This is a genomic window from Effusibacillus dendaii, assembly GCF_015097055.1.
Lineage (GTDB): Bacteria > Bacillota > Bacilli > Tumebacillales > Effusibacillaceae > Effusibacillus > Effusibacillus dendaii.
Genome location: NZ_AP023366.1, coordinates 2078430 through 2092721 on the forward strand (window position 1 = coordinate 2078430; position 14292 = coordinate 2092721).

Below are 14292 nucleotides of genomic sequence, written 5' to 3' on the forward strand. Positions count from 1 at the left end.
TGTAGGACATCCGGTTGTCTTTCCGTCAATCCATACGGTACACTGGGTAGGCAGAATCATTGAAAGGAGTTTGTCGAACCCATGATCGTTTTATCCGCCAGCCAGATCTATAAATCGTACGGAACAGACCCTATTTTGCAGGGGGCCGTCATTACGGTTCAAGACAAGGAGCGCGTGGGCCTGATCGGAGTAAACGGGGCCGGCAAATCCACATTATTAAAGATTCTGATCGGCGAAATTCCGGCCGACTCGGGAGAAATTCATCTTGGCAAAAACGTGCGGGTCGGATATATGTCACAGCAAACGAGCATCCAATCGGATAAAACCGTGTATGAAGAAATGCGCAGCGTGTTTTCCGACCTGTTTCAATTGGAAAAAAGAATCCGCCGGTTGGAAGTTCGCATGAGCGAACCAACTGTTTATGAAAACGAAAATCTATACCAGTCGCTGACTGACGAATACCACTCCCTCACGGAGGAGTTCGAAAACAAGCAGGGATATGCGGCAGAAGCGAAAGTCCGTTCCATCTTAAGCGGCTTGGACTTTCCGGAACCGTTCTGGCAACAGCCCATCCAGTCACTGTCCGGCGGGCAAAAAACCCGTTTGGCGCTTGGCAAACTGCTGCTCAGCCAACCGGAACTCCTGATTCTGGACGAGCCGACCAACTACTTGGATTTGTCCACCGTCACCTGGTTGGAAGAGTATTTAAAAAATTACCAAGGCGCACTGCTGCTCGTTTCACATGACCGCTATTTCCTGGATGCATTGGTCAATGTCGTTTATGAACTGGAACACGGAAAAACCAAGAGATATACGGGCAACTATTCGAAGTTTCTTGAGCAGAAAGCGGCTGATCTGGCCAGCCTTTCGAAACAGTTCGAACAGCAGCAGGCGGAAATTGCCCGGTTGGAAGATTTCGTTCAACGAAACATTGCCCGTGCCACCACCAGTAAACGGGCGCAAAGCAGACGCAAACTTTTGGACAAAATGGAACGAATCGAAAAGCCTATCACGTCTCAGGAGCAGGCCTCGTTTTCGTTTACGGTAGAACGCCCAAGCGGCCGCGACGTACTTTCGATCGAAAATCTGTCAGTTGCATACGGCGACAAATCGTTATTCTCCGGATTGAACCTGCAAATCAGTCGGGGTGAGCGGGTGGCATTAATCGGACCTAACGGCATTGGCAAATCCTCCCTGCTGAAAACAGTCGCAGGCGTTTTGCATCCGACAACCGGCAGCGTTCGGCTGGGAATGCATGTCAAACTTGGTTATTATACACAGGAACAGGAAGATTTGACGGGGAGCAAGTCCGTTTTAAACGAGTTATGGGACGCGTTTCCTCGCCTTGACCATACCCGCATCCGAACCGTATTAGGGAATTTCCTGTTCTCGGGCGATGACGTAATGAAGCCGGTTGCGTCCCTGTCGGGCGGTGAAAGAAGCCGTTTGGCACTCGCCAAACTGATGCTTATGCAGGCTAATTTTATGCTGCTGGATGAACCGACCAACCATTTAGACCTGCTTTCCAAAGAAGTATTGGAAGCAGCGCTTGACGACTATACCGGCACTTTGCTGTTCATCTCGCACGACCGGTATTTCATAAACCGGATCGCCAACCGGGTCATCGAATTAACACCGGATGGACTCACGTCCTACTTAGGCAACTATGACGACTATCTGGAGAAAAAATTGGCTCTTGCCGCCGTTGAAACTGTCGAGCCGCCTGACCGTCACACTCCTAAAGCCCAGCAGAGCGGCGGTCTGACAAGCCAGCCAGCCGGACGCAGCGGTGCCTTGACACCAGCTGATTCTGTTCCCTCTGCTCTCTCAAAAGAAGAGAGGGAATTGAAACGACAGGAAGAGCGGCAACGGAAGCGGGAAGAAAGAAAACGTTTGGAACGAATCGCCTTTTTGGAACAGCAAATTGAACGCACCGAATCGGAAATTGTCTCACTGGAAGCAGAACTGTGCCTGCCAGAGGTATTCAATGACCCTGATCTGTCGCGTCAAAAAAACCAAGCGTATCTGACGGCGAAAGAACGGTTGGAACAGTGGTATGCGGAGTGGGAAATTTTGCAACAAGAATCGCCATAAACCACACATAGACAAGCGGCAGCAGCAGCATGGCGGCCGCCACCAAACCGGAATCATTTACTGCAAACGCAACCAGAGCGCTTACTGTTCCGGCCGACACGAACCGTTCAAATTCAGGCTGACCGGACATTCTTCGTCTTCCCGTCCGGAACGGAGCCCAAAAATAACACGCAAATCCGGTTAAAACGGCAAGAAACAGAGGCGCACCAACCGTTGTCCCTAGTATTCGCAAACTCATTTGCAGTTTTCTTTGCAAAATCCCGCCAAACGCTTCAAACTGTCCGTTACGGAGCAAATCGATCGCGTGTCCAATGTGGGTCGGAGGAGCCGTGTTCCGATGGAGCAGCGCTAAAATGGCGATCGACCCACTCATTACGCAACCGTATATAATCAAATGCTTATCGATTCTCCTCCGGTCTGCTTGTTTCACTTGCAGTTGGCTCCATACCGCCGCTATCGCCGCTCCGGCTGTGATCGCTCCCCCCGCATTGGCCCCAAGTGCCGGAGCTGCCAGTAATAAGAGCATTCCAATTCCCGATGCAGTTACCCAAACACGCGCTTGCTTGCGCCATGTTGGACGCATCGACAGGATCGCCCCGCAGACAACCAGCCACCAGCCGATCAACAATCCCATAAATTCATTACCGATCCCGTAAAAACGGGCGCCCGTAATCGGATCGTACGAAAACACCGACTGATGCAAGAAATGACCTCCCGTTATCGCATCCACTCCGACAGCAACAATTTGCAGCACACCTAAAACCACAAAACGCATCCACAGATTACGAAAGCGCAGCAACCCGACGGTCACGAGCAGCGAAGCCAGTCCTATCCATAACTTCGCATACGAATTCCATACAGGAACAATCAATAACAAACCGGGTATCGACAGAACGGCAGTACACCAACCAATCAGCAACGAGACCGGTATTTTGGCAGCGGCCAATCCGATTAACATCGCGACAAATCCGATGCAAACGGCAGCCGCAAAAACAGCTACATAAAACGGCCGCTGCTGTCGGGTCAACTCGTGATCCCGCTTCATCTGCGCGATAAAATTCCATTCGTTCGCCTCTATATGCATGCCGCGGATTTCATTGCCTGATAAACCGGCAGCCCGATCCACGCCTAAAAAGTGAGCGATCGTAGCAGATACGTCCAAACCGGTCACGATTCCATCCCGGCGTGTGGAGTCAGAGATTAAGACACTGCCTGCCGGTATGTTTCCACCGGCCATGAAGAGTGGTACCAATTCCTTCCCGGCCTCTTGCGGAGCGATTTCTGTCGACGCGAAGACGACCATCTCATCTGCGTTCGCCCGCTGAATCCGTTCCATCGCTTTCGCTTGTTCAAACGTCTCCCATTTGATTATCCTAAGCCTATCACCAATGCGAGCATCTTGCTTGTATCCCCCCAACTCTTTCAGCCATTCACCAGATTGATTATTTAAGGATAGCAGACCGATCCCGCCCCGGTCTCTCCACTGTCTGATTTCGGGTAACTCTGCATCCTGCAGAACAGATTCTGGCAGCCGATCCACCAAAATCAACGTGACCTGATGGCGGTTTGATTGCCCGAATCCGCCCGACTTGTCAGCTAATGCTGACGCTTGTCCCGCCATGATTCCTGCACACAGGCAGAGGGTGCAGAATCTTTTCCACCACGCAAGAATCACATCATCACCTCAAGCAATTTTTCATTAGATTCACCAAAAATTGCCTTTTCTAATACAGTTCCCCCTATAAAATAAAGAAAACTTGGCATTCGCCAAGTCCCTGGACTTGTGAACGCCAAATTTATTCGATTCCCGTTTGATTGTTCCAAAACAGTTTCCAAGCTCCCCGTTCATCTTTGGCCAGGTGTACCAACCGTTTGCTGCCATCGTTAAACTGCGCTTCCACAACCGCAATATCACTCAGCATCAATTGTGCACCTGCGAATTTATATTCATCCAATTTCCCGGTCTGTTTGACCGCAGCCAACTTTGGGTGGGTCCCTTTCTGTAAGCCAAGAAACGATTTTTTGGTTAATGTGCCGGGCGCGTTTTGGTAAATGGCCGGATGGAACATGCTCCACGCCGCTTCATAATCCATTCGCTCAGAGCGTTATAGTATTCTTTCACTGCCACATCTGCTTCCACTAGCGGCGGCGGATTCCCTATTACTTGAGACGGTTCGATTTCCCGTCCCACATCTACCACTGCCTGACCGACAGGACGATTGCCAATCGATATATCAAGCCGCCAGCGCCCCTCCGCCGGAAATTTCATAACGACCGGCACATAATTGTCAATTCCTTTCAGAGGACCCCACAATGGACTGTCTTCCACGATCACAGCCTGCTGCCCGGAAGTTTTTTCGACGCCTGCCACATGCAGGTTTCCGGCAAGTTGTTCGTTCGTACCCCAAAAACGCCAAACGACAATCTTCTCCTGTTTTTTCCTTACGATTTCATGGCTAATGGCAAAATCACCCGGAAGGTGGCTCCCTCTCCTTCTCGCGTATCGACCAGAATATTTCCCCCATGATTTTGAATGATTCGATAGGACACGGTCAAACCAAGCCCCGTTCCTTCCGGTTTTGTGGTAAAAAACGGCTCGAATAATTTTGCGGCCGTGTCCGTTGGTATACCCGGCCCATTATCGGTAAACCGAATTTCGCACTGCCTGTTATCCGCCCGAACGGAGACCGCCAATCTGCCGTTCAAACCGATTGCTTCAAACGCATTCCGAATCAGATTAATAAACACCTGTTTGATTTGTTCCACATCCACCTCACATACAATGGGTGCCTGAGACAAATGGTATTCCAAATTAATGTTATGAAGAAGTGCATCGCTTGACATTAGAGTTTTTACATCTTCCAGTACATTGTTAATATCAATCAATCGCAAATTGGGTTCGGTCGGTTTGGACAGCAGGAGAAACTCCCGGATAATTTCGTTTACCCGATCCAACTCTGACAGGATAATCCGAAAGTACGCCTTCTCCGGCGATTCACTCGGATATTTTTGATCCAGCAGTTGGATAAACCCTTTGACAGATGTCAACGGATTCCGAATTTCATGCGCGGTTCCGGCCGCCAGTTCCCCGATCACCGCCAGCTTTTCCGATTGTCTCATCTGCGCTTCCAACATTTCCTGCAAAGTGATGTCTTTGTATGTGAGCATCACACCTAAATCCTGTTCATTGCGGTTGCGCAGAACGCGCGTCGTAATCAAAAAATGTTTGTTTGTTCCCTCTCTGTCGACCAACTGTACTTTTAAGTCTTTAAATTCTCTGCCCGTAGTCAACGTTTCATGGATTTTATCCCGAATATCCCGCTCCGTCGGAAACACCTCTTCGAATTTCCGGTATTTTACTTCGGAGGCGTCCATCCCCAGCAGTTCTTCTGCCCCTTTGTTGAATCCGGTAATCACACAGGACGGGTCAAGGGTTATCACACCGTCGGTTATATGGTCCAAAATTAATGATGCATGCTCCTCCACACAACGCAATCGGTCAATTTCGGAATTGTCGATGAACGTAGCAACCGTTCCGATCTGTTCATTCCGTTCGTTTAACAAAGGTGCTATCGAGGTTACAACTGGAATTTCTTTTCCATCTCTGGAGGGACAATAGCTTTCAAATCCAAAAAAAGGCTGCCCTGATTGCAGCGTCTTCCAGAATAGTTCCCGATCTCCTTCTAATACATGGTTGATTTTCTGAAATTCCCGTATTTCCGAAAGGCCGTAACCGGTCATGGTTTCAGCCACTTTATTCACATATGTAATATCTCCATTAACATCATATGTAACGATTCCTACCGGAATGGAGTCCAAAATCTTTTCTTCCAATCGTTCATTTGTCTTGTATTTCAAATTTGACACCCCCGAATTCCCCGTTACGCTGTTGTATTCGATTTTGATACAAAAAATCCCTTCTTATCGGTCCTGATTTTTCCATAAAGTAACGAGTATACAGGAAAATGCCGCACATATTTACCCACAATTACATGCATGGATAAGATCAGTCGTTTCATCGTTATCCACATTATCATCCATAAGGAATTCACATAATGTAACGCTTTTATGAAACCCTACTGCGCGCATTTTGCAATCGGTTTCAAATAGTTACCCACAACTTCTTGTGAATAATCAATGTTTGTTGTGGACAAGTCTGTGGATAGATAAAAACCGCCTGCCAAAAAACAGACGGTTACACATCCCGACCCAATTCTTGAAATGGTCCTTCTTCCCACTTTATTAAGGGCAGACTGGCATACGCATTCAAATCCAAATCATGAAACCAACCCTTTTTATAGAACGGATAGGCAGCAGCCGCAATCATCGCGGCATTGTCCGTGCAAAGCGGCAAGGGAGGAAATACGGCCACAAACCCTTCCTCCGCCGCCCGCTCTTCCATTCTTTTGCGCAAGCCCCGATTTGCCGCCACACCACCTGCCACGACCACGTGCTTGACATTTGTTTTACGAACCGCCAGCACCGTTTTTTCCACCAACACATCGATCACAGCAGCTTGAAACGCCTCTGCTATATCGGCCGGATTCAGAGTTTGTCCGCGCTGTTCCGCATTGTGCAAAAGATTCAACACAGCCGACTTCAAACCGGAAAAGCTGAAATCCATCGAACCTTCTTCTAACCAGGCGCGCGGCAGTACAATCGTGCCCGGAGTTCCTTCATGCGCTAAACGATCAATCGCAGGTCCTCCCGGATAAGGCAATCCCATGGAACGGGCCACCTTGTCATACGCCTCACCGGCCGCATCATCCCGGGTCCGTCCCAGGAACTCAAAAGTTCCATGCTCTTTCATATACACCAGTTCCGTATGTCCACCTGAAACGACAAGAGCTACTAACGGAGGGGTAATTCCTTCCGTTAAAAAATTCGCGTAAATATGACCTGCAATATGATGCACACCCAAAAGAGGAATTGATTTGGCGTAGGCGATCGATTTTGCCGCCGTAACACCGACCAATAAAGCACCCACAAGACCAGGACCATATGTAACGGCTATCGCCGACAGATCGGCCAATTGCACGTCCGCTTCCCGCAATGCCTGTTCGATTACACACGTTATATTCTCCACATGGCGGCGGGAAGCAACTTCCGGTACAACGCCGCCAAACTGTTGATGGATTTCCACTTGCGAGGAAACCACGTTGGAAAGAATCTGCCTGCCCCCTTTGACAACGGCAGCCGACGTTTCATCGCAACTCGTTTCAATTCCCAGAATCAAAGGAGTCACTCTCGCCGCTCTATCGTTCCGGTATTTTGTTTTGACTCGATCCAGCCAACCCATTCGCATCTTACCCTTCCATTCTGTCCAGTCCCTGTTGGTTCGGATCCAGATCCGCCCACATGATGATCGCATCTTCCTGATTGTCCGAATAATATTTTTTACGGATGCCGCAATTTACAAACCCCATTTTTTGATACAGGTTCTGAGCCACTTTGTTGGATACGCGCACTTCCAGCGTCATTCGTTCCGCCGAGTTCCATACGGCCAACACCATCATTTGCCGAAGCAGATGTTCGCCTATTTTTCGTCCTTGAAAATCAGGGTCCACCGCAATCGTAGTAATATGCGCCTCGTCCAAAATAATCCACATTCCGGAATAGCCAACAATTTGCCCACCCAACAGTATGACAATATATTTGGCAAAATGATTTCTCAACAGTTCCCCTTCAAACGCGACCCGCGACCAAGGGGCGGGAAATGATTTGTGCTCGATTTCCATGACCCGATCAATGTCGCTTAGCTGCATTTTTCGGTATGTCAAGCCACTCATCGTACACCTTCCTTACGAATCTGACCGTCTGACGGCTGCTGAGCGAGCAGTTTCGCTTCCGCCTCCACCATCTGCAGATAGGCAGGTACGAAACGTTCCGAGTCATCCGTATCACCCGCTTCGATTCGGTCGATTCCAACATCCAGCAGATAAGCGGCGCGAACTGAATATCCCGAACTGCTCTCCGGAAACAGGGCCCGGTCGGAAAACTCTTTGATCAACAGCTCCCTGTAGTTTTCCGCACCATTACCAAGAAAAACAACCTGCCCCGTTCTTCCCTTCTGATCCCGCTGCTGCAGCCTTTGATGAATCAACGGAAACAAGGTTTGCAGTTGCCGCAACGCGTCCGGTTCCGTCTTACAGAATCGGCCCCTTGCACCATTTGTTGCAGCGGATCGTTCATAAAGCGCGCAGTACGCCTGTTGGCGCCTCGCGTCAAACAGCGGACAGACCAGCAGATCGGACGATTGATACTGGTAAGCTAATCCATCCAGACTTGAAACTCCAACCAATGGAATCTGCAAGGACCATGCCAGCATTTTACCGGTAGTGACACCAATCCGGACACCTGTATAGGATCCTGGTCCATATCCCACCACAATCCCCTTCAATTGATCAGGGGAAAGCTCTGCATAGGAAAGTACAGATTCAATCATCGGCATTAATTTATTCGAATGGTTTTTCTCGACAACGACTGCCGCTTCCGCATACAGCCGCTTTCTTTCCCCGACCGCCACCGCCAACGTTTGCGTAGCCGTATCAACCGCTAAATAGGGCATCGGTCATCTAACTCCTTTACCATACGTTGAAAACGTTCCCCAACGCCCGAAATGTGAATTGTCCGTTCCAAATCGCCGGTTTTCTGAATCTCAATCTGCAGCCATTCATCCGGCAGCCAATTTTTTATAAAATCGGCCCATTCGACAACCGTCACACCGTTCCCGTAAAAATACTCATCCCACCCCAGATTCTCGCCACCCGCTTGTTCTCCCAGCCGGTAAACATCGATATGATAGAGCGGAATGCGACCTTCATATTCGCGTATCAGTGTAAAAGTGGGGGAACTTACTGCTTCTTCAATACCCAGTCCGCTCGCCAATCCCTGGGTAAATGTCGTTTTGCCGGCGCCAAGATCTCCCGCCAGTGTCAAAACATCACCCGCTCCCAGCAGTTCGGCAAGTGTTTTCGCAATCTGTTTCGTTTCTTCCGGCGTATGCGTGATTCGCTGGAACACGGCCCTCCCCACCTTCCATCGCGGCTACATGTATCGTTTGCCAGTTCACCGCTGAAATACTCCTGATTTAAGTCGTGAAATGGTTATACCCACTCGCAGCAAGCGGTATTGTTTCACCTGATAAACGCTCCAGCAAGACGCCCGTCCCTTGCACGACACGACCAACGATCGACATTTCAAGTCCGTGTAGCTGAAACTCCGTCAGGACCGATGCATATCCAAGCGGATTGATTGTACCTGTCAACTGGTAATCCTCACCGCCGTACAGTGCCCAATTTACTGGATCGCTGCCATCGATTCTGGCGAAATTGCGAACGGAGGAATCAATCGGCAGGCGGCTTTCCTCAATCCGAATGGAAACCCCGCTGGCGGATGCAATCTCATGCAGTTCACTCGCCAAACCGTCTGAAATGTCATTACAGGATGAACAGAAACCGCTCCCTGCCAAAATTCGGCCCGCCTGCACCTGTGGCTGCGGCCTTTGATGAAAATGGAGCAGCTTGATCTGCTGGTCGGGTGTCAGTAGCGTTCGGCGGTCACTTTGCAAACAGGCCAATCCGGCAGCAGAACCACCGATACAGTTTGTAACAAACACAAGATCTCCCACCTGCGCTCCGGAACGGAGCAATGCCTGTCCCTGTTCGGTTTGGCCGGTCAGGGTAACGGAAATCACCAGCGGACCGTTTGTTTTTGTAATATCGCCTCCAATTATGCAGGTGTGATGGAGACGTCCTATTTCGGCGATTCCTTCATACAGCTGTTCCAGCTTAAGAATTTCGTAAGAAGGGGGAATTGCCAGAGAAATCACCGCGTGTTTCGGAATCCCCCCCATCGCTGCAATGTCCGAAATGGAAGCGGCCATCGATTTCCATCCCAGAGACTGGAAATCAATTGTGTCTTCCCGAAAATGGATCCCTTCCACCAGCATATCGGTCGTCAGTAAGACGTTCATGGCAGCATCATAAGATAAAACGGCCGCATCATCTCCAATCCCTACGACAACCGATTGATCGACAGGTTGCAATTTGGCACGCAAAAGCTCGATCAGCCCGAACTCCCCGACATCTTGCAGTTTCATTTCCGACCACCCGCTAAACCCGACTTGTTTATTTTTCCATTATATCCTTGTAAACGGAGCGGAACAACTTCGGTGAACATAAAGAAAACCCGGCCCATGTAAGCCGGGAAACAGTATGTTCATGGCAAATGATTAACCCAACGCTTTTTTGATGGACTGAATGACACGTTCCTCTTCAAACGGCTTCACAATGAAATCTTTTGCACCGGATTGAATAGCATCCAACACCATGGCCTGCTGGCCCATTGCGGAACACATAACGATTTTCGCGTTCGGATCGATCTTTCGGATTTCCTTTACCGCCTGAATTCCATCCATATCAGGCATCGTAATGTCCATTGTAACAAGGTCCGGCTGCAATTCCTTATATTTTTCGACCGCAACGCGACCGTTGTCCGCTTCTCCCACCACAGTAAATCCGTTCTTCTCCAACATGTTTTTCAAGGCTACACGCATAAACATAGCATCATCTGTTACTAAAATTTTCCCCATTGATTTGTCACTCTCCCCGTAGATTTACAACTTAACAACTGTATCTTTTTACTGCTCTTCCAACATCAGGATCACCTGACAATCACCGACCCCTTCCACGGTGACAGGTATCTGCAATGCTTGGCTAAAACCGAACAGCTTTGTCTGACCCACCATCACAGTTGGAGGCGTAATATCAATGTCAATTCCCTTCTGCGAAACATTGGTGCTCAGATTGCCGGCGATCATATTGCCAAGTTCACCGGTAAACGACTCTAACATCGCACCTTCCAGCGCCATTCCATACATTTTCTCTCCAATCTGGCCAAACACGTCAGCCGTTCCTTCAATAATCAACCGGCCGCGGACATTTCCCGTTATGCCGATTAATACACCCATTTCCGGTTGCATGATAGGAGCGGTAACAAGCGTCGGCCGATTCGCCGTAACAGGCACCGGAATCACATTGGTAACCGCCTGCAGCGTTCCGTTTAAAACTTCCGTAATGTGCTGGTTGGTCATGCTGGTCTCACTCTTTTCCGATGGATTCTGTAATTGTATTTTACGGAATGTATGTAACAAAACCGTGATAACGATGTAACAATCATGTAACAATATTCGACAAGAATCGCAAAAAACCTCCGACAAAATTGCAATTTAATAATGATTTAAAAAATAAATAAAGAGTCTGTCGAGACAGACCCTTTAGTGAAGCTGTTTTCAGTCAGATTTGATTGTCAAATTTGATTATTGATAATTTGGGTTGTTCATACCTGTTTGAAAAGTCCCCTGCTGCTGACCCGGATTATTTCCGAATCCTGCCATGTTTCCGCCCATCATTCCCGCATTCATGCCGGTATTCATGCCGCCATGAGTGCTCGGTCCATAGGCATGCATAAGAGTATGGGTGGTGTTCTCCTGCATAGTCGGGACTTGATACCATCCTTTCTGATTCATATACTGGAACACTTCATACGCTTGTTCCGAGCAGTTGATGGCGCCCTGCTGGATCATTCGGCGAAGCTGTGGATCAGCAAATTCCAGTGCCGCCATCATCTGTCTGCATGCCGATGCCTTATGGCAGCTTAACATTCCAAAGGCAATGTCACGGTCATCCAACTGGTCTACACCGACCGGAGTTCTTGTCTCCGGATTGCGCAGTCCCATTTGCGGGGACATATTTTTCATCGCCCGGTAGGGAACCGCCTGCGTCATACCGCGCTGGTTAGCCACCTGCAGCAGGTTGTTATATTCCTGCGTCATAAAATTCAGTTGCCTGTCCAACATCTGGTGAAGCTGCGGATCTTTGATATGCTCCCGATACAAATGCATCACATTGTTTGCATTGATCATCTCATTTAAAACTTCGTGCAGTTCCATCGTTTCATGCGCTCCAAATCTGGCCGTCATGCGTCATTTCCTCCCGTAGAAAAAATATGTAGGGTATCCCTCCAGAAAAGTATGCCCAGTGAATCCCCAATTATAAGTTCCCGAATTAAGAAAAAATGCGTCCCCTGTGACAGGGACGCACATTTAAGAGATACGCTGGGTGTAACTTTTACAACTTAAATCGAGTCAACAATTTTTTCAGATCTTCAGCTAAGCCGGCGAGCGATTGAGCTGATTTGGCCACTTCTTCCACTGCCGCCAGCTGTTCTTCCGAACCGGCTGCAATACTTTGGGAACTTGCCGCCGATTCTTTTGCGGAACGTGCCATTTCTTCCAACGAAGCCGTTACTTCTTCCGAGCTGGCTGACATTTGTTCAGAAGCGGCCGACACTTCTTGAATCTGTCCCGCCACTTTTTGGGAAGCAGAAACGATTTTGGCAAATGCGTTTCCTGCTTCGCGCACCATTTTCATACCCATTTCCACTTCGTGTGTACCGGTTTCCATGGCCTCTACCGAACGTTCCGTATCGGCTTGTATTTCTCTGATCAGAGCTGCAATTTGATGTGCGGATGAATCGGATTGCTCCGCCAGTTTCCGGACTTCATCCGCTACTACAGCAAATCCCCTTCCGTGTTCTCCAGCTCGGGCCGCTTCAATCGCAGCATTTAATGCGAGCAAATTGGTCTGTGACGCGATCTCGGTAATTACCTCCAAGATTTTTCCGATTTCTTTCGAACGTTCTCCCAAAAGTTTTACCACTTCTGTCGACCGATTGACAGAATTTCCAAGCGAGTTTATCTGACTTACAGCCTGTTGAATCGATTGGTTCCCTCTCTGGGCGTCGCCAGCCATTTCTGTTGACGTTTCCGCCACCAGTGCAGCAGATTCAGCAATTCTCTGAATTCCGACGGCCATCTCTTCCATCGCCTGAACACTTTCTTCCGTTCCCGACAAATGAGATTCCGTAAGGTCAGCTACTGCTTGAATGGAAACCGCCATTTGGGAAGCAGACTGCTCCGTTTGCTCCGCTATGGTGCTTAGCCCTTCTGCAGTAGCCGCAACCTGTTGCGAATTCCGGTTGATTTGGGACAAGATTTGTTTTAAATTTCCGATCATGACCGAAATATTCGCAGCCAAGGCGCCAATTTCATCTTTGTTTTGGATCTCCAGTTCACCGACTGTCAAATCACCGTTTGCCACACGTGTGACCTGGTCTGCAATCTGACCAACCGGCCGCGAAATATTGCGCGAAATCCAAAATGCAAGTAACGCCACCAGCAGAGCGGCCATACACACAACCGTCCAGACCGTGGTTTGGATTTTTGTTGACGACTGCAGCACATTGTCCATCGGTATATTCAAATACAGACGATAACCGGTTTGTGGAATGTTGGCGTTCGCGATCACATATTCCTTACCGTCTGCCTGATAGGAAACCACGCCAGGTTGTGTGGCTTTTGCTTTTAAAATATCAGCCAGTTGCGGCGACAAAGCGGCTTCCTCCACTTTTTTGCCGATCCATTCTTTTTTGGGCGCTACTTGAATTTTGCCAAAAGCGTCTACCAGTATCGGATCTCCTGTTCCATTTGCAGCGCTGAGTTCCTTTGTATAAGCATTCACAAGCGCCTCCAGGTTCATCGATGCAGATAATACGCCAATAATAGCGCCCGCTTCATTTTTCACGGGTGTTGCAACTGCCACAATCCGGTTTCCAGTCGATTTGGATACCAGAATATCCGAGTAATTGGTCTTTCCCAACATCGCATTTTGAAAATAATCGCGGTCGCTTAGATTTAGCGTGCCAATTGCAGATTCTGTCGTATGCGCTCTTATCCAGCCGTCGGGAGCAGTAAAAATCACGCTTTCGTAAACATCCGACTGATCTTTGATCTGCTTTGCATATCTCACTTGCCGCTGCGAATTAAGCGACGTTATGATTTCCGTTTTGGCCGCTAACTCGATCTCTGCCCTTCTTCTCTGCAGCCATTCATCCATTCCCTGTGACTTACTGACCGCCAAATCCCTCATTGCATTTTTTTGTTTGTTCACCAGTTCGGAAGAACTCATGTTATAGATAATAAAAGAACTGACAATCAACGGGAGTAAAGAAACTACCAGAAAAGACAGAAGAAGTTTGCTCCGAATCGACTGAAACAGTATGGACACTTGCATTCCTCCTAAAAGTTTAAAATTGGATCCAATTTTAAACTTCGTCCGGTATGCCGTTGATTCCTGT

At 48.7% G+C, this 14292-nt stretch carries 14 protein-coding genes; 1 reads left to right on the forward strand and 13 read right to left on the reverse strand.

Annotated elements, in window-relative coordinates; all coding sequences use genetic code 11:
- The first annotated feature begins 81 nt into the window (after window positions 1-81).
- Window positions 82-2094 carry a ribosomal protection-like ABC-F family protein gene (gene abc-f / locus skT53_RS11180; RefSeq protein WP_200756908.1) on the forward strand — a complete coding sequence of 671 codons (2013 nt, stop codon included), beginning with the start codon at window positions 82-84 and terminating at the stop codon, window positions 2092-2094.
- Here the strand turns inward: abc-f and skT53_RS11185 are convergent.
- The 13 genes from skT53_RS11185 to skT53_RS11245 form a co-directional block, all read right to left on the reverse strand.
- A complete protein-coding gene (locus tag skT53_RS11185) occupies window positions 1985-3769 on the reverse strand; it encodes a hypothetical protein (protein ID WP_200756911.1) in 1785 nt (594 codons plus the stop codon). The two genes, abc-f and skT53_RS11185, sit on opposite strands and share 110 nt — an antisense overlap.
- Before the next feature lie 121 nt (window positions 3770-3890).
- On the reverse strand, window positions 3891-4163 hold the full coding sequence (locus tag skT53_RS11190) for a hypothetical protein (RefSeq protein WP_200756913.1): 273 nt from the start codon (window positions 4161-4163) through the stop codon (window positions 3891-3893).
- Window positions 4121-4465: a hypothetical protein gene (locus skT53_RS11195; RefSeq protein WP_200756915.1), complete on the reverse strand. Its 345-nt coding sequence runs from the start codon at window positions 4463-4465 to the stop codon at window positions 4121-4123. Before skT53_RS11195 ends, skT53_RS11190 begins: the two co-directional genes overlap by 43 nt.
- Before the next feature lie 71 nt (window positions 4466-4536).
- Window positions 4537-5952 carry a PAS domain-containing protein gene (locus skT53_RS11200; RefSeq protein ID WP_200756917.1) on the reverse strand — a complete coding sequence of 472 codons (1416 nt, stop codon included), beginning with the start codon at window positions 5950-5952 and terminating at the stop codon, window positions 4537-4539.
- 337 nt (window positions 5953-6289) lie between these two features.
- Window positions 6290-7393 carry a tRNA (adenosine(37)-N6)-threonylcarbamoyltransferase complex transferase subunit TsaD gene (tsaD, locus tag skT53_RS11205; RefSeq protein ID WP_200760958.1) on the reverse strand — a complete coding sequence of 368 codons (1104 nt, stop codon included), beginning with the start codon at window positions 7391-7393 and terminating at the stop codon, window positions 6290-6292.
- A gap of 7 nt (window positions 7394-7400) precedes the next feature.
- Window positions 7401-7883 carry a ribosomal protein S18-alanine N-acetyltransferase gene (gene rimI, locus skT53_RS11210; RefSeq protein ID WP_200756919.1) on the reverse strand — a complete coding sequence of 161 codons (483 nt, stop codon included), beginning with the start codon at window positions 7881-7883 and terminating at the stop codon, window positions 7401-7403.
- Entirely contained in the window at window positions 7880-8662 is a 783-nt protein-coding gene (gene tsaB, locus skT53_RS11215; protein ID WP_200756920.1) for a tRNA (adenosine(37)-N6)-threonylcarbamoyltransferase complex dimerization subunit type 1 TsaB, read from the reverse strand. Before tsaB ends, rimI begins: the two co-directional genes overlap by 4 nt.
- Window positions 8650-9117, reverse strand: a complete 468-nt coding sequence (tsaE, locus tag skT53_RS11220) for a tRNA (adenosine(37)-N6)-threonylcarbamoyltransferase complex ATPase subunit type 1 TsaE (RefSeq protein WP_200756925.1) — start codon at window positions 9115-9117, stop codon at window positions 8650-8652. The genes tsaB and tsaE overlap by 13 nt, the downstream gene beginning before the upstream one ends.
- A 67-nt stretch (window positions 9118-9184) precedes the next feature.
- A complete protein-coding gene (thiL, locus tag skT53_RS11225) occupies window positions 9185-10195 on the reverse strand; it encodes a thiamine-phosphate kinase (protein ID WP_200756927.1) in 1011 nt (336 codons plus the stop codon).
- Window positions 10196-10327: 132 nt separating this feature from the next.
- Window positions 10328-10687: a response regulator gene (locus tag skT53_RS11230; protein WP_200756929.1), complete on the reverse strand. Its 360-nt coding sequence runs from the start codon at window positions 10685-10687 to the stop codon at window positions 10328-10330.
- A 48-nt stretch (window positions 10688-10735) separates the two neighbouring features.
- Window positions 10736-11188, reverse strand: a complete 453-nt coding sequence (locus tag skT53_RS11235) for a chemotaxis protein CheX (RefSeq protein WP_200756931.1) — start codon at window positions 11186-11188, stop codon at window positions 10736-10738.
- 225 nt (window positions 11189-11413) lie between these two features.
- A complete protein-coding gene (locus skT53_RS11240; RefSeq protein WP_200756933.1) occupies window positions 11414-12076 on the reverse strand; it encodes a spore coat protein in 663 nt (220 codons plus the stop codon).
- Between the two features lie 148 nt (window positions 12077-12224).
- A complete protein-coding gene (locus tag skT53_RS11245) occupies window positions 12225-14222 on the reverse strand; it encodes a methyl-accepting chemotaxis protein (protein WP_200756935.1) in 1998 nt (665 codons plus the stop codon).
- Between the last annotated feature and the right edge of the window lie 70 nt (window positions 14223-14292).